Origin of the sequence: Bradyrhizobium sp., from assembly GCF_035701725.1 — a bacterium.
GTDB lineage: Bacteria > Pseudomonadota > Alphaproteobacteria > Rhizobiales > Xanthobacteraceae > Bradyrhizobium.
In genome coordinates, this window is sequence record NZ_DASSRP010000418.1 from 1 (window position 1) to 15,274 (window position 15,274).

Annotated in this window: 17 protein-coding genes; 9 read left to right on the top strand and 8 right to left on the bottom strand. The window is 62.6% G+C overall.

The features are described from left to right. Window positions 1-18: 18 nt before the first annotated feature. A complete protein-coding gene (locus VFL62_RS25745; RefSeq protein ID WP_325175211.1) occupies window positions 19-1,647 on the bottom strand; it encodes a fatty-acid--CoA ligase in 1,629 nt (542 codons plus the stop codon). 126 nt (window positions 1,648-1,773) lie between these two features. On the opposite strand from VFL62_RS25745, the gene VFL62_RS25750 reads away from it, so the two are divergent. Beyond that, window positions 1,774-2,730 (top strand): extensin family protein, encoded by a 957-nt coding sequence (locus tag VFL62_RS25750; RefSeq protein ID WP_325175212.1) that lies wholly within the window; start codon window positions 1,774-1,776, stop codon window positions 2,728-2,730. Between the two features lie 38 nt (window positions 2,731-2,768). On the opposite strand, the gene VFL62_RS25755 is transcribed toward VFL62_RS25750, so the two are convergent. Next, entirely contained in the window at window positions 2,769-3,461 is a 693-nt protein-coding gene (locus VFL62_RS25755) for a L,D-transpeptidase (RefSeq protein WP_414644848.1), read from the bottom strand. Window positions 3,462-3,866: 405 nt separating this feature from the next. On the opposite strand from VFL62_RS25755, the gene VFL62_RS25760 reads away from it, so the two are divergent. Then, a complete protein-coding gene (locus VFL62_RS25760) occupies window positions 3,867-4,844 on the top strand; it encodes a magnesium transporter CorA family protein (protein WP_325175213.1) in 978 nt (325 codons plus the stop codon). Window positions 4,845-4,997: 153 nt separating this feature from the next. Next, window positions 4,998-5,219, top strand: a complete 222-nt coding sequence (locus VFL62_RS25765) for a hypothetical protein (RefSeq protein ID WP_325175214.1) — start codon at window positions 4,998-5,000, stop codon at window positions 5,217-5,219. A gap of 51 nt (window positions 5,220-5,270) precedes the next feature. Here VFL62_RS25765 and VFL62_RS25770 read toward each other — a convergent pair whose 3' ends face one another. After that, on the bottom strand, window positions 5,271-6,026 hold the full coding sequence (locus tag VFL62_RS25770; RefSeq protein ID WP_325175215.1) for an SDR family oxidoreductase: 756 nt from the start codon (window positions 6,024-6,026) through the stop codon (window positions 5,271-5,273). Between the two features lie 20 nt (window positions 6,027-6,046). Further along, window positions 6,047-6,688: a pyridoxamine 5'-phosphate oxidase gene (gene pdxH / locus VFL62_RS25775; protein WP_325175216.1), complete on the bottom strand. Its 642-nt coding sequence runs from the start codon at window positions 6,686-6,688 to the stop codon at window positions 6,047-6,049. A 205-nt stretch (window positions 6,689-6,893) separates the two neighbouring features. Here pdxH and VFL62_RS25780 point away from each other — a divergent pair, with 205 nt between their 5' ends. Both VFL62_RS25780 and VFL62_RS25785 read left to right on the top strand, forming a co-directional pair. Further along, entirely contained in the window at window positions 6,894-7,214 is a 321-nt protein-coding gene (locus VFL62_RS25780) for an RT0821/Lpp0805 family surface protein (RefSeq protein WP_414644847.1), read from the top strand. Window positions 7,215-7,591: 377 nt separating this feature from the next. Continuing rightward, a complete protein-coding gene (locus VFL62_RS25785; RefSeq protein WP_325175218.1) occupies window positions 7,592-8,554 on the top strand; it encodes a J domain-containing protein in 963 nt (320 codons plus the stop codon). 214 nt (window positions 8,555-8,768) lie between these two features. On the opposite strand, the gene VFL62_RS25790 is transcribed toward VFL62_RS25785, so the two are convergent. Next, window positions 8,769-9,536 carry an anti-sigma factor gene (locus VFL62_RS25790; protein ID WP_325175219.1) on the bottom strand — a complete coding sequence of 256 codons (768 nt, stop codon included), beginning with the start codon at window positions 9,534-9,536 and terminating at the stop codon, window positions 8,769-8,771. Between the two features lie 135 nt (window positions 9,537-9,671). Then, window positions 9,672-10,160 (bottom strand): sigma-70 family RNA polymerase sigma factor, encoded by a 489-nt coding sequence (locus VFL62_RS25795; RefSeq protein WP_325175220.1) that lies wholly within the window; start codon window positions 10,158-10,160, stop codon window positions 9,672-9,674. A gap of 299 nt (window positions 10,161-10,459) precedes the next feature. Between VFL62_RS25795 and VFL62_RS25800 the strand changes: the two genes are divergently transcribed. Beyond that, on the top strand, window positions 10,460-11,053 hold the full coding sequence (locus VFL62_RS25800; protein ID WP_325175221.1) for a histidine phosphatase family protein: 594 nt from the start codon (window positions 10,460-10,462) through the stop codon (window positions 11,051-11,053). Window positions 11,054-11,112: 59 nt separating this feature from the next. Then, the gene (gene aroC, locus VFL62_RS25805) at window positions 11,113-12,198 is read left to right on the top strand and encodes a chorismate synthase (RefSeq protein ID WP_325175222.1); all 1,086 of its coding nucleotides are present in this window, start codon (window positions 11,113-11,115) and stop codon (window positions 12,196-12,198) included. Between the two features lie 64 nt (window positions 12,199-12,262). Here aroC and VFL62_RS25810 read toward each other — a convergent pair whose 3' ends face one another. Continuing rightward, on the bottom strand, window positions 12,263-12,709 hold the full coding sequence (locus VFL62_RS25810; RefSeq protein WP_325175223.1) for a nuclear transport factor 2 family protein: 447 nt from the start codon (window positions 12,707-12,709) through the stop codon (window positions 12,263-12,265). 148 nt (window positions 12,710-12,857) lie between these two features. Between VFL62_RS25810 and VFL62_RS25815 the strand changes: the two genes are divergently transcribed. Then, window positions 12,858-14,096 carry an adenylate/guanylate cyclase domain-containing protein gene (locus VFL62_RS25815; protein WP_325175224.1) on the top strand — a complete coding sequence of 413 codons (1,239 nt, stop codon included), beginning with the start codon at window positions 12,858-12,860 and terminating at the stop codon, window positions 14,094-14,096. Here VFL62_RS25815 and clpS read toward each other — a convergent pair. Continuing rightward, window positions 14,060-14,365 carry an ATP-dependent Clp protease adapter ClpS gene (gene clpS / locus VFL62_RS25820; RefSeq protein WP_325175225.1) on the bottom strand — a complete coding sequence of 102 codons (306 nt, stop codon included), beginning with the start codon at window positions 14,363-14,365 and terminating at the stop codon, window positions 14,060-14,062. The two genes, VFL62_RS25815 and clpS, sit on opposite strands and share 37 nt — an antisense overlap. A 212-nt stretch (window positions 14,366-14,577) precedes the next feature. Between clpS and VFL62_RS25825 the strand changes: the two genes are divergently transcribed. Further along, a partial coding sequence (locus tag VFL62_RS25825) for a DUF1194 domain-containing protein (RefSeq protein WP_325175227.1) occupies window positions 14,578-15,274 on the top strand: 697 nt, incomplete at its 3' end.

Below are 15,274 nucleotides of genomic sequence, written 5' to 3' on the forward strand. Positions count from 1 at the left end.
GACGATTGCGACCGCGGATCAAGCCGCCGCGTTCGGAAAGCGATAGCTCTTGAACTGCTCGCGCAGCGCTGTCTTCAGGATCTTGCCGGTCGCGGTGTGGGGAATGCCGTCGACGAAGACGATGTCGTCGGGCATCCACCATTTGGCGATTTTGCCATCCATGAATTTCAGAATGTCTTCCCGCGTCGCATTCTGTCCCTGCTTGAGCTGGATGATGAGCAGGGGACGCTCGTCCCATTTGGGATGGTGCACGCCAATGACCGCAGCTTCTGCCACCGCCGGGTGGCCGACCGCGAGATTTTCTAGATCGATCGAGGATATCCACTCGCCACCGGATTTGATCACGTCCTTGGAGCGGTCGGTGATGCGCATGTAGCTGTTCGGGTCGATGGTGGCGACATCGCCGGTGTCGAAAAATCCGGTCTCGTCCAGAATGTCGGCATCGACCCGATAGTAGGCCTTGGCGACCGCAGGCCCGGAGACCTTGAGGCGGCCGAAGGTCTTGCCGTCCCACGGCAGTTCTTTGCCGGCATCGTCGGTGATTTTCATCTGTACGCCGAATGGCGGATAACCCTGGGTCTGCAGGATATCGAGCGCCTCTTCGCCGGTCAGGTCTCCGAACGGCGGCTTGAGGGCGGCAAGCGTGCCGATCGGGCTCATCTCGGTCATGCCCCAGGCGTGCCGGGCCGTGACGCCCATGTCGATGAAGGCCTTGATCATCGAGCGTGGCATCGCCGAGCCGCCGCAGACGACGAAACGCAGGTGCGGCAGCTTCAGCTTGTTGGCGGCCATGTGATTGAGCAGCATCAGCCAGACGGTGGGAACGCCAGCGGTATGCGTCACCTTTTCGGTGTCGAGAAGTTCGAACACCGAAGCGCCGTCAAGCTTTGCGCCGGGCAATACCAGTTTGGTTCCCATCGAGGGCGCGGAGAACGCGATACCCCAGCTGTTGGCATGGAACAACGGAACCACCGGCAGCATGGTATCGCTGGCGCAGGCGCCGAGTGAATCGCCGGTATTGGCCATCAGCGCATGCAGGACGTTGGAGCGGTGCGAGTACAGGACGCCCTTGGGATCACCGGTCGTGCCTGAGGTGTAGCACATCGCAGCGGCGGTATTCTCGTCGAAGGTCTTCCATCTGAAATCGCCGTCGACCTCCGCGATCCAATCCTCATAGGCGACCGCGTTCTTCAGCGTCGTTTGCGGCATGTGCGCCTTGTCGGTGAGCACGATATAACGCTCGACGCTTGGAAGTTTGTCGGCGATCTTTTCCAGAATCGGTACGAAGGTGATATCGGTCATCACCACGCGGTCCTGGGCGTGATTGATGATCCAGCCGATCTGTTCGGGAAACAGCCGCGGGTTGACGGTATGGCAGATCGCACCAATACCCATGATGCCATACCAGGCTTCGAGGTGACGCCAAGTGTTCCAGGCGATGGTGGCGACGCGGTCGCCGAGCTTGATGCCGTCGCGGTCCAGCCGTTGCGAGATCTTCAGCGCGCGCTTGTGGATCTGCGCATAGTTGGTGCGATGGATCGGGCCTTCGACCGACCGTGTGACGACCTCCTGCGTGCCATGAATAAGTGCTGCGTGCTCGAGAATTCGATGACACAGCAAAGGCCAGTCTTGCATCAAGCCACGCATGCGGGCGTCCCTCCTGAATGTGCGATCGCTTTTTTCGCTTGTTTCGCGCGATTTGACACGAAGTCTAGCGTGGGGAAAGCGCGCTGCAAGTGGGCTTCTGGTTGGAGAAGGGCACGGCGGGCGGCCATGGTTACCGCTGCCGCTTTTCTGCTCGTCTGTTGCGGCCAGATGCCCGTCGCCAGCGCCAGGGTCGCCGCTGCCCCCAAGGTGCCACTGCCAAAGCCGCGGCCGGCCGAAGCCCCTTCCAAGCCCGAGCCTTCGGGCAAACCCGAACCGTCCGCGGCTCCGGAGGACAACAGTGCGGAGCCGACGGCGCCGCCGACGCCGTCGGCCTGCCGGCTCGCTTTGACGGATGCGATTGCGATTGCGCCCAGCATTCCCGACATCCATGGTCCCGGCGGCTGCGGTGGAGAAGACCTTGTGCGTCTCGAGGCAGTGGTCTTGCCGGATGGTCGCCAGGTCGCGGTCAAGCCCGCAGCGATCCTGCGCTGCAAGATGGCGTCAGCGATTGCGGATTGGGTTCGCACCGATATTGCGCCGCTCGCCAGGAATCTCGGCAGCGCCATGACGGCGCTCGACAACTTCGATTCGTTCGAATGCCGCGGCCGAAACCGCGTCGCCGGCGCGCAATTGTCCGAGCACGGCCGCGCCAATGCGCTCGATGTCCGTTCCTTCAAGTTTGCCGATGGCCGGACGATCTCGCTGACTGACCGCAATGTCCCTCGCGAGACCCGCGAGAGCGTGCTGCATTCGGTATGTGCGCGATTCTCGACCGTGCTCGGGCCCGGCTCTGACGGCTATCACGAAGACCACATCCATCTCGATCTGATGGAGCGGCGCAACGATTACCGGATCTGCCAGTGGAATGTCTGGGACGCATTGCCGGCGATCGCACCAATGCTGCCGGCCCCGCGGCCGGAGGAAGCCCCGCCGCGCCAGACGGCGGACGAGCCGGAAGGCGCCAAGGGAGAAGGCATCAAGGGAGAGAGCAGCAAGGGAAGCGGCGAGGCGGCTGCACCCGCATCCGATCAGGCGGCGCAAAAACCCCCAGCCGACAAGCCGTCAAAGAAAAAGCGCCGGTAAACCGGCGCTCTTTGTTCGTTTGAGTCAGGCTCGGTCGGTTACTGCCAGGAGCCGTAGTTGGTGTTGCCACCTTGCGCCATCTGCGACGAACCGCCGAATGGCGAGTCACCGCCGTGATGGGGGGCGAGCACGACCACGATCGCGCCGACCTTGGCGCGGTTATAAAGATCGATCACGTCCTCGTTGGTCATGCGGATGCAGCCCGAGGAAATCGACTGGCCGATGTATTCCGGCTGGTTGGTGCCGTGAATCCGGAACAGCGTGTCCTTGCCGCCCGAGTAGAGATACATCGCGCGTGAACCCATCGGATTGTCCGGACCCGGCGGTACAAAGGTCGGAACGCCAAGGCGCTCGATCTCGCCTTTGGTCGGGTGCCAGGCCGGCCATTCGGTCATGCTGCCGATCTTGGCAACGCCCGACCAGGCCATGGCCTCTTCACCGACGGTGATGCCGTAACGGATCGCCTTGCCGTCGTTCAGGACGTAGTAGAGATAGTGATTGTCGGAATCCACCACGATCGAACCGGGGGCCTCCTTGCGGCGAAATTCGACGATCGCGCGGCGGAAGTTCTCCGGCGGCTGCACGTTCTCGTAGCGAACCTTCGCCAACAATTCCTTGTCGCGCTGTTTGAACGCGGCGGTGTTGGTCGCCTCATAGGTTGCCGTTTCCATGCAGCCCGAGAGCAGCAGACCGGCGGCCGTTACAGCCATTGCCAATTTCAGCGACGTCAGTTTCATCGGCATTGTGGATTTTCCAATCGACCCCGGCGTCCGCAGCAGGAACCAACGGCCCGCCACGACTCCACCTTCAACTCCCACATTATCGCCGAATTTGACAATATTGCCAGTGCCGGGATGGTGATCCTGCGCTGCGGGAGCCTGGCTGTGTCTTTTTTGCCGCAAGCCCTTGAGCATCTGTGGATTCTCCTGCAACAGCAGGCCTTATCCGCCAGACCGCCGCCACCCTCCCGCCATAGGAGCGCCTCAAATAGCCGGAACTTCACGGCGGCGTTATAGAAAGCCTGTCAAACTCGAATTCCCCGGCCGATTCCGGTATTCGCATCCGCTCCGACGCGTTTTCGCGAAAGTTGGATCTGCACTCTTGGTTAAATCTCACTTTTAGGTCCGGAGCCGCGCATGTTCTCGGTGTTTGTCCCCAGTGAATCCTCCCTGAAAAAGGCCACCGTCAGCGACCTGGAGGCTTTGCCGGACAACGCGGTCTGGGTCGATCTCGTCAAGCCAACTACGGCCGAGGACAAGGCGGTCGAGCGGCTCGCCGGCATCGCGGTCCCGACCCGCGAAGACATGCAGGAAATCGAGATCTCCAGCCGACTGTATATTGAGAACGGCGCACGCTACATGACGGCGACATTGATGTGTCAGTCCGACACCGAGGCGCCGAAGACCACTGCGGTGACCTTCATCCTTTCCGGCCACAGGCTGGTGACGGTGCGCTACGACGATCCGAAGCCGTTCGTGCTGGTGGAAAACAAGCTTGCCCGCAACTGCTCCGCCGGCATCACCGGGGAAATGGTGCTGATGGAGCTTCTGGATGCGGTGATCGACCGCTGCGCCGACATTCTGGAGCGGATCGGCGCCGACGTCGACCAGGTCTCGCACGATATCTTCGAGCCCGAAAGCGAGCGCCACGGCAATGCCAAGCGCTACTCGCAGATTCTGATCACCATCGGCCGCAAGGGCGATTTGACCTCAAAGGTCCGCGAAAGCCTGGTTTCGATCGGCCGTCTGGTGACGTTCCTCTCGGCCGTGATCGAGGGCGTCAAATGGACCAAGGACATGCGCGAGCAGCTCAAGACCATGCAGCGCGACGTCGCCTCGTTGACCGACCATGCCTCCTATCTTTCCAACAAGATCACTTTCGTGCTGGACGCGATGCTCGGCGTCGTAAATCTCGAGCAGAACAACATCATCAAGCTGTTCTCGGTGATGGCGGTGGTGCTGATGCCGCCGACCTTGATCGCCTCGATCTATGGCATGAACTTCAAGGTGATGCCGGAACTGGAATGGCAGCACGGCTATCCGTTTGCCGTGCTGATGATGGTGCTCGCGGCGGTCGCACCGTACATGTATTTCCGCTGGAAAAAGTGGCTGTAAACCAATCGCCTCGCGCGATTGAGGTTAAGAAAGTACGCGGAATTGCCCGACTTCCCGGCCCAAACGCTCCGCTAAAATTTGAGCGGAGGACTGAACGTTTACGCGACGGCTTTCTGTCATAACCTTCTTCCGGAACGACCGGCGAGAACTCCCATGGTTGAGAAAGTCATAAGGCCAATGCAGAACGTCATCGACTTCGCAAGCTACCAGCAGGGCCGCAATATCGTCCGGGCCGAAGCGATCTCGGCGCGTAGCTGCCGGCATTGCGGAGCTGCGCTCGGCGAGGGCGAGCGCGAGGACGAATGTTCCAGCATCGCCAACGCCGAGGAGGCGCTGCGCTGGCAGGCCGCGCAAATCCTGCGCGGGTTGATCTGAGTTGCGGTTGCGGGCGATCGGCCCCTTGCTGCGGACCTTCGGGTACGACGCCTAGACGTGCTGGCCGCCGTTGATGTGGATTTCGGCCCCGTTCACGTAAGAACTGGTTTCCGTGCATAGCACATAGATGATCTTGGCGACTTCATCCGGCGTACCGACCCGGTGCATCGGAATCTGCTGCTCGACGATCTTTTCCGTACCCGGCGACAGGATCGAGGTGTCGATCTCGCCCGGCGCAATCGAATTCACCCGCACGCCGAGCCTGCCGAAGTCGGAGGCCATTTCGCGCGTCAGCGCCGCAAGCGCAGCCTTGGAGGTCGCATAGGCCGCGCCCGCGAACGGGTGCACCCGCGAGCCCGCGATCGAGGTGACGTTGACGACCGAGCCCTTGGCGGCCTTCAACTCCTCGATCAGTCCGCGCGCCATCATGATCGGCGCGAAGAAATTGACCCGGAATACGTGGGTCCAGGTCTCCAGGTCCGTATTGATCGAGCCAAGCCGCTTGCCGCCTTCCGCCTTCGGCGAGATCGCGGCGTTATTGACGAGCGCGTGGAGCACGCCGCCCTCCAGGCGGTTTCGAATTTCGGAAATAGCTCGCGCGGTGTCGTCGTGATCGGCGAGATCGACCTGGATGTGATCCTCAGGGCCGGCGTCCCAGGGACAGTCTTCCGGAAACGGATGCCGCGAACAGGTGATGACGCGCCAGCCGGCCGACGAAAAGCGGATCACGGTCGCATGCCCAATGCCGCGGCTCGCTCCGGTGAGCAGCAGCGTCCGCCGTGGTCCGTTGTGGGTTGAACTGGGCATGGGGTCCTTCGATCTGTCGATCAGGGGTAAAGACGCGTCTTCGACCAGGCCTGGCCGAACGCGTCGCGACGAAATTCGATGCGGTCGTGCAGGCGGAACGGGCGATCATGCCAGAACTCGAACCGAAGCGGGGTAATGCGCCAGCCGCTCCAGCCCTGCGGGCGCGGCACCTCGCCGATCAGGTATTGCGCCGCGACCTTGGCGATCGCTTGTTCAAAGGCGAAACGGCTTTCCAGTGGCTGGGACTGCTTCGAGGCCCAGGCACCGATCTGGGCCTGCTTGGGGCGGGTGGCGAAATAGGCATCGGCCTCGGCGTCGGTGACCGGCGACACGGTGCCGCGGATGCGCACCTGCCGGCGCAGCGATTTCCAGTGAAAGAGTAAAGCCGCTTTAGGATTTGCGGCCAATTCACGGCCCTTCTGGCTGGCGATATGGCTGTAGAACACAAAGCCGTTGGCGTCATAGCCCTTCATCAGCACCATTCGCACGTCCGGCAGGCCGTCGGCATCGACCGTTGCCAGCGCCATGGCGTTGGGGTCGTTGGGTTCTGACGCGGTCGCCTCCGCAAACCACGCGCCAAACAGCGCCAAAGGCTCCTCGGCCGCGGTGAAATCACCTGTTGTTAAGGGTGTCGGGTGTTTGATGGCCGTTGTGTCTGTCATCTGGAGTCCAAAGTTGCCCCCGCCGGTGGCAAGGTCCGCGTTTGAGCCCTGTATGAGGTCAACCTTATATAGGGCATGGGGAGGCTTTGGCCTATCGCCCGCCCGGCCGGTAACGATAATGATCTTGGCCTTGATCGGGATCGAGGCCGGTGGCTGCAGCTTCTCCCGCGGCGATTTTAGTTGGGCCAGGTTTGGCGGTGAGGAGGTGACAGGCTCCCTCGCACCCGCCAGGGCAGGCCCGGCGACGCCGACCGAAACCGATCTCGCTTTTGCCCGCAATGCTGCTTCCGACGTGCTGACCAAAGGCGACAAGGACGCCAGTCAGCCCTGGGAAAATCCCGAGACCGGGGCGCGGGGGTCGGTGACGCCGCTGGCCCAGGCCTACTCATCCGAGGGGCGTACCTGCCGCGATTTCCTCGCCAGCTACGTCAAGGGCGATTCGGAGAGCTGGCTGCAGGGGGCTGCCTGCCAGACCGGTCACGGACAGTGGGAAATTCATACGTTGAAGCCCTGGCGGCAAAGCTGAAGGTCAACCGGCTAGTGCGGCGAAATTTGAAGTTCCGATCAGCTTCGCCGCGAGTCCATCATAGGAACTTCAAATTCAAAGCCGCACTGGAAACAATAAGTTGCTGGAGCTCCTTTGATTCCGCGGTTCGCATCAGAGGCCACCGCGATAGCTTGCGAACCTCGGAATCGGAGCTCCAGGTCCTTGCGAATCCGCTGTAACCTGCGCTTCTTTGGCCAAGACGTTGAAGCTGTGGGTGATCTTGCTCCATCGGGCGCCAGATCGGGGTACTCGAGGCCCCGTTGCAAAAATGACACTAAATCCCCAAATGAAAAATCCGAGCGGGCTCCGCGCCCGTATACTAAACTCAATGTCTTCCCATGAAGGAGAACTGACGGATGCGCGACCCCTATGAGGTCTTGGGGGTGCCGCGGAACGCTACCGCCGCGGCGATCAAGAGCGCCTATCGCAAGCTTGCCAAGAAGTACCACCCCGACGCCAACAAGAACGATCCGAAGGCGGCAGCACGCTTTGCCGAGCTGAACTCGGCCAATGAGATCATTGGCGATGCGGACAAGCGCAAGCAGTTCGACAGCGGCGAGATCGATGCCGAGGGCAAGCCGCGCTTCCAGGGTTTTCCGGGCGGCGGTGCGCGCGGCCGCGCCGGGGGATTTGAGACCCACACCTTCCGCACCGGCGGCGGGCCGGGCGCAGGCGGCTTTAGCGGCGGCGGCTTCGAGGACATCCTCAACAGCATGTTCGGCGCGGCCAATGCGCGTGCGGGCAGGCCCGGCGGCGGCGGCGCGCGCTTTGACTTCGACCCTGGCACCATGGCGATGGACCTGGACCTTTCCGTTTCGATGGCGGTGTCGCTGGAAGAGGCGGTGAAGGGCGGCGAGAAGCGGGTCCGACTGCCGACCGGCAAGGAGCTCAACGTCAAGATCCCAGCCGGCGTCGTGGCCGGCCAGCAGATCCGACTGAAAGGGCAGGGCGAGACGGCGCCCGGACATCCGCCCGGCGATCTTCTGATTACGGTCAGCATTGCACCGCACCCGTTCTTCAAGGTGGACGGCAGCGACCTGCGTCTGGATCTGCCGATTACGCTCTATGAAGCCGTGCTTGGCGGCAAGGTGCGCGTGCCGACGCTCGGCAGCGCGGTCGAACTATCCATCCCGAAGAACACCTCGAGCGGCCGGACCTTTCGTCTGAAAGGCAAGGGGTTGCCGAAAGCCGGCGGGAGCGGAGATCTTCTGGTCACCACCCGCATCATGTTGCCGGATGGGAACAACGCCGAACTGGAGGCGTTAATGCAAAAATGGCGTGATGCCCACCCCTATAACCCGCGCAGCGACCTGCCGTAGCGCGCGGGCACGAAAAGGCGCGGCCTCGACCTGGGGGACCAGCGCGGTACCAACCCCAGGTGAGGCCGCTTGCGTCGATCGGCGGATCGAACGCGCCACAACTTTTTGTGATTCCCTGGAGCGATATTGAGACGCGTCCATGTTCCAATTCCAGATTCTTAATGTCGGAATTTGGACGTGCTGAATTCGCAACACCCGGCGGGCGTGGCGGCTGCTAACCACCCTTGTCGGTCTGGTCATAGACAAGCCGCGCGACGTGGTTGAGCTTTGTCTTGTCCATCGGGCCGCTCAGCACGTAACTGACGTTGTCCTCCGACCAGTACATCGCACCGGAATTTTCGGCGGCGGTGTAGCGCATCTGGGCCGATCCGGTCTTCGAGCGCGAGGAGTAGAGCGTGTAACGCTCGCCATTGGCGCTCTCATACATGAAGAACGAGGCCGGGCCGGTCGGCCCCGGCAACAGACGCCCCCCGACCAGCTTAAGGCCGCTCGCGTCGAGCTTCGGGGCCCGAACTTCCCAGCCGCAACGCTTGGTCAGCCAGGTCTGCAGGTGGTCGCGTTCGCTGCCGGGCACCTCCACAGGGTGGCGAACTTCGACGACATAGAGCCGGTGCGCATCCAGCGCATCGGTGGTGAGGCTCTCGACTGTCGACGGCGTCGCGGCAGCGCCCCTAGCCACCCAGCCGATCCCGCCGCCGCAGACGAAAGCAGCCAGCGTCGCCGCGATCGCGCCGTACACCCAGCTGCGTGGCCGCTGCACCAGCCGTTCGATCTCGAGCCGCTTCGGCACCGTCTCATCGGCGATGTGGTCGTAGCGGGCGTGGAGGGCTTCGGCCATGTCGCGCCATGCCTGCACGCGCCCGGCATCGTCAGGATGGCCCGCAAGCCAGGCCTCGACGTCGCCGCGGCGCTCGGCCGGCAACTCGTTGTCGACGTAAGCGTGCAGCTCGTCCTCGGTGACAGGAATTTTGGGGTCGGTCATGGTCGTTGTCTCTTCCTGCTCGAAATCGTTCCGGCCGTCTTCCGCTCTCCCCTGCGGAAATGCGGCTTGCTCTGCAATCTGGTTCGCCCAAAAAACTCAGCCACAACACGTCCACTCATCAATCGCGACATGGTTTCATTTCACCCTTCGCAGCGCCGGCCGCTCGCCGTCGAGGACGGCTTTCACGTGCGCCCGGGCGCGCGCCAGGCGCGACATCACCGTGCCGATCGGCACACCCTGAATGTCGGCGACCTCGCGATAGCTCAATCCTTCCAGCATCACGAGCAGCAACACCGCGCGCTGATCGTCCACCAGGGTCGCCAATGCCTTGGCAATGTCGCGGCCCTCGGCCTCCGTGCCGCTGGCGTCCGGATTGTTTTCGAGAAGAGGCATGAATTGCGGCCGTCGGGCCAGCGATCGCCGCCTGTTCTTGTTGAGGTTGGTCAGGATCGTGTAGAGCCAGCTCCGCACGTCGCCACCGAGAAAAAGCCGTTCCGAGCGCAACGCGCGAACGAGGGTATCTTGCACGAGATCATCGGCGATGTCGGCATCGCGCGTGAGCGCGCGCGCATACCGGCGCAGCGCCGGTATCATGGCTTCGACGCTCTCGCGAAACGCGGTCATGACGCCTGATTCCAAATCATTCTTGCGGGGCCGCGCCAATCCTCCGCGCGAGCACCAAGGCCTTGATACAAAGGGCTAAACCCCAGAGCGCAACGGCTATTCCGCCGGTAGTGCCACGGGTATTCCGCTTCGCGGGCATCAAGGGGAACTTGTACCGGCTGTTAGAGCCGATGTACTTCCAAAACCCCGGCAAAGCACCGAAATTATCATATGGTGAACGCCTCAAATCCAATGAAAGGTAAGGGCGGGGTGATATGAAGCGGCCCGACGCTGCAGATATCTCGCCTGCGAAGGATTAAGTGCTGACCATCTATTATATTCGTCACGGCGAGACGGAGTGGAATGCGCTCGGCCGGCTTCAGGGCGTGCAGGACATTCCGCTCAACGAACTCGGCCGCACCCAGTCGGTTCATGCCGGTTCTATCCTGGCCGATCTGTTGAAGCGCGATGGCCACGACCCGCAATCGATCGACTTTGTCGCAAGCCCGCTCGGCCGCGCCCGCCAGACCATGGATCTGATGCGCGGCGTCCTGAAGCTTCCGCTTTCCGGTTACGCACTCGACGAACGCCTGCGCGAGATCGGCTATGGCGAGTGGGAGGGCTCGACGCTCGCCGAGGCGGAGGCAAAAGACCCGACGCTGTTCGCGCGGCGGCAGGTTTCAAAATGGACGGTCGCCCCCTCCGGGGGCGAGACCTATCTTGAAGTGCAGGCGAGGGTCGCCGGCTGGCACCAGGACCTCAGGTCCGACACGGTTGCGGTCGCCCATGGCGGCACCGCACGCGCGCTGATGGTCGCACTCGGCCTCAAAACCCCCGAAAGCGCCGCTGACCTGAAAATTGAGCAGGGCGCGGTTTACGTGTTCGGCGACAATGGCTTGGCGCTGTATAGTTAAGAACTAATCGATCTGCTGCGCGATTTGACCCGACCGGGTCTTGCGCGTTACGACAGGCCATGTCCCACAACACCTTCGGCCACCTGTTCCGCGTCACGACCTTCGGCGAAAGCCATGGGGTGGCGATCGGTTGCGTGGTCGATGGCTGTCCGCCGCTGATCCCGTTAACCAGCGAAGACATTCAGCACGATCTCGACCGCCGCCGGCCGGGGCAGTCGCGCTTCACGACGCAACGCCAGGAGGCGGACGCGGTGAAGATCCTGTCCGGCGTGATGGCGCATCCCGAGACCGGGGTTCAGGTCACGACCGGCACCCCGATCGGGCTTTTGATCGAAAACACGGATCAGCGCTCGAAAGACTATTCCGACATCAAGGACAAGTTTCGTCCCGGTCACGCCGATTTCACCTATGACGCCAAATATGGTCTGCGCGATTATCGCGGCGGCGGCCGCTCCTCGGCGCGTGAGACGGCGATGCGGGTGGCGGCGGGCGCGATCGCGCGCAAGATCCTGCCCGGAGTAACCGTGCGCGGCGCGCTGGTGCAGATGGGACCGCACAAGATCGATCGCGGCAAATGGGATTGGGACGAGGTTGCGAACAATCCGTTCTTCTGTCCCGACAAGGACAAAGCGGCGTTCTTTGAGAACTATCTTGATGGCATCCGCAAGAGCGGCTCATCGATCGGTGCGGTGATCGAGGTGGTTGCGGAAGGAGTGCCGGCCGGGTGGGGCGCGCCGATCTACGGCAAGCTCGATGCCGAGCTGGCGGCCGCCATGATGAGCATCAATGCGGTGAAGGGCGTCGAGATCGGGGCCGGCTTTGCCGCAGCCGAACTGTCCGGCGAGGACAATGCCGACGAAATGCGGATGGGCAATCAGGGCGTGTCGTTCCTGTCCAACCATGCCGGCGGCATCCTTGGTGGCATTTCCACCGGCCAGCCGGTGGTCGTGCGGTTTGCCGTCAAGCCGACCTCGTCGATCCTGTCGCCGCGCCGCACGGTCGACCGCAAAGGCGGCGAGACGGACATCATGACCAGGGGCCGTCACGATCCCTGCGTCGGCATCCGGGCCGTTCCGGTCGGAGAGGCCATGATGGCCTGCGTGCTCGCCGATCACTTCCTAAGGCATCGCGGCCAGGTCGGCTGATCAATGGGCGGCGAGGTTAGAAGGGCGGATCGGCCTCGGACCATCCGCCCTGGCTTTCGTCAGATCAAAGTTTGGTCGAAGCGCGTGAGAGCAGCTTCCAGTCCGCGCCCTGCTTCTGCCAGTTCATCAGGATGTGGAGGTTGGTGGAACTCTTTTTGCCGTCGGGGACCGACTCGGCTTCGCCGAGCCAGTGAAAGCGCACGATCGCGGCCGTGCCGACCACCCGGATCTTCACGTCCTGATAGGCCAGCGATATGACCTTCGATTTGCCATCGGTGGCGTTGGCGACAAAGGTCGCCTTGTCCTCGACCCGCCCGTCGGAGTGGCTATAGCTTAGTTCGGGCGCACAGAGGCTCTCCAATGTTTTGGCGTCCGCGGCGGCCTGGGCGGCGCGAAACGCTTCGACGTTTTTCGCGACCGTGTCTTCGTCAGCGCCCGCATAAGCGGAGACCGTGCCGAGCAGTGCAACAGCGAGCACCGGCAACGCCAGCTCGCGGCGATTGACATTCATCATTTCCTCCCTGGTTTTATGTTATCCGGCAAGTCTTGCAGCGGTTTCCGGCTTTGTCGAGCCTTCACGGGGCTGCGTTGCTGGACCAATATGGTAGCCGAGGCGCGGTGCCTTGACCCCCCTTGGCTCGCCCCTCAATGTGTAGGTCATGGACAGGCTTGCCCTCCAGAAGCTGAATGAATGGCTGATCGACGGCGCGCGATCGGCGCCAAGTCCGCCGCAGATGATGAGCGAGGCCTGCGAGCGGCTGGTAGCGGCGGGACTGCCGCTATGGCGGGTCGGCGTCTTCGTCCGCACGCTGCATCCGGATATCATCGGCCGCAATTTCGTCTGGCGCCCGGGCGCCGAGGTCATCGTCGGCAGCGCCAATTACGATGTTCTGGATTCGCCTGAGTTCCTGACCAGTCCGCTCGCGATCGTGTTCAATGAGAGGCGCGAAGTCAGGGCGCGCCTGGACGGCCCGGGTGCGAAACGTTTCCCGCTGTTCGATGACCTGCGGCCGGAAGGCGTCACCGACTACATCGCTTTGCCGCTGTTGCAGGTTGACGGCACGGCGCACGCGTCGAGCTGGACCACGCGGCAACCAGGCGGTTTCACAGACGAGCAGATCCAAGCCCTGCATGATCTGATCCCGCCGCTGTCGCGCCTGATCGAGGTGACGCGTCTACGATTCATGTCTTCGATTTTGCTCGATACGTATGTCGGCAACCGCGCCGGCGAGCGCATTCTCGGCGGCCAGATCCGGCGCGGCCACACCGAGACCATGCAAGCGGCGATCTGGCTGTCGGATTTGCGCGGCTTTACCGCACTGTCGGATCGGTTACCTGCCGAAACCGTCATCGAAATCCTCAACCAGTATTTCGACTGCCAGGTGTCTGCCATCGCTACCCATGGCGGCGAGGTGCTGAAGTTCATGGGCGACGGTCTGCTCGCGGTGTTCCCGTTCGATGAGTATGTCGGCGATATCGGTCAGGCCTGCGCAAAAGTGCTGGAAGCGGCCTGCGAGGCCAGGGCCAATGTCGAAGCCATGCAATTTCCGATCGGCGAGACCATCGAGCGCTTTCGTTTTGGCGTCGCGCTCCATGTCGGGCGGATTCTCTACGGCAATATCGGCGGCGGCAATCGGCTCGACTTCACCTGCATCGGGCCTGCGGTCAACCTAGCGGCGCGGCTGGAAAAGATGGCGGGCCGCCTGCACCGCACCGTGGTGGCGTCGGCCGCATTCGCCCAGGCCTGTCCGGACCGTTGGCAAGAACTCGGCGAATTTCCGATCGCGGGATTTTCGAAGGCCGAGCGGGTTTACGGTCTTTCGGACGAGACGACGGGCGCGCACACGCTGGCGCCCGCCCTTCATTCTTCGGGTTCGGTGGTGAACAGCAGCGGGTAGCCCTTGGCGCGGCCGGCGTCGGTGGCGCGGGTCGCCTTGGTTTCCGCCACGTCCTTGGTGAAGACGGCCACCACGCAGGCGCCGCGCCGGTGCGCGGTGATCATGACTTTGTGGGCCTGATCCTCGGTCATGCGAAATTCCGCCTTGAGGACGCTGACGACGAATTCGCGCGGCGTGTAATCGTCGTTGAGAAGAATGACCTTGTGCAGCCGCGGACGCTCGACCTTGGTTTTGACCCTGGTTTTCGGGGTGGTGACGGTGTCGCTCATGCCGCAAGGATACCGCTTTCCGGCCCTGGTTGGTATCCGCCAATGCTGCACGAGCGCGGCGGGGCAGGGCCGTCCCGCAAAACGCACGGCGCGGAGCAGGAAAATTGCGGCGGCTTTGCAGCTAACCTGAATGTGAACGCTGCAACATGTTCCAGCTTTTCGCCGGCCGTCTTGCGTGCGAACATCGCGGCCATACGACGGGAGGGCCGCTGATGCGCTGGTATGTCTCGATCGGGGCGGTGTTGGTCGCAGGTGCGCTCACGGCAAGCGATGTTGCCGGCGTCGCGGCGCCGGATCCGCGATTTCGACAAGAACGCCGAGCCGCGGACAAGGCGGAGCCCAAGGTAGATGTCGAACTCGTGCTCGCGGTCGACGTCTCCTATTCGATGGACATGGACGAACTGGCAGTCCAGCGCGAAGGCTACGCGCAGGCCATCGTCTCGAAGGAATTCCTGCAGGCGCTGAAAGCGTTGCCAAACGGCAAGATCGCCGTGACTTATTTTGAATGGGCCGCCTCGAACGACCAGAAGATCATCATTCCCTGGCGCATCATCGACGGACCGGAAACGGCCGATGCGGTCGCCGATGAAATCTTGAAGGCGCCGATCCGCCGCGCTTCGCGCACGTCGATCTCCGGTGCGATCAACTTTGCGATGCCGCTGTTCGAGAACAATCCCTATCCGGGGCTGCGGCGCGTGATCGACATCTCCGGCGACGGTCCCAACAACAACGGCGTACCGGTGACGCCGGTGCGCGATGAAGCGGTTTCCAAGGGCATCGTCATCAATGGCCTGCCGATCATGGTGAAGGAGCCGTCCTACTCGACGATGGATATCGAAAATCTCGACTGGTACTACGAGGACTGCGTGATCGGCGGTCCCGGCTCCTTCGTGGTCCCGATCAAGGACC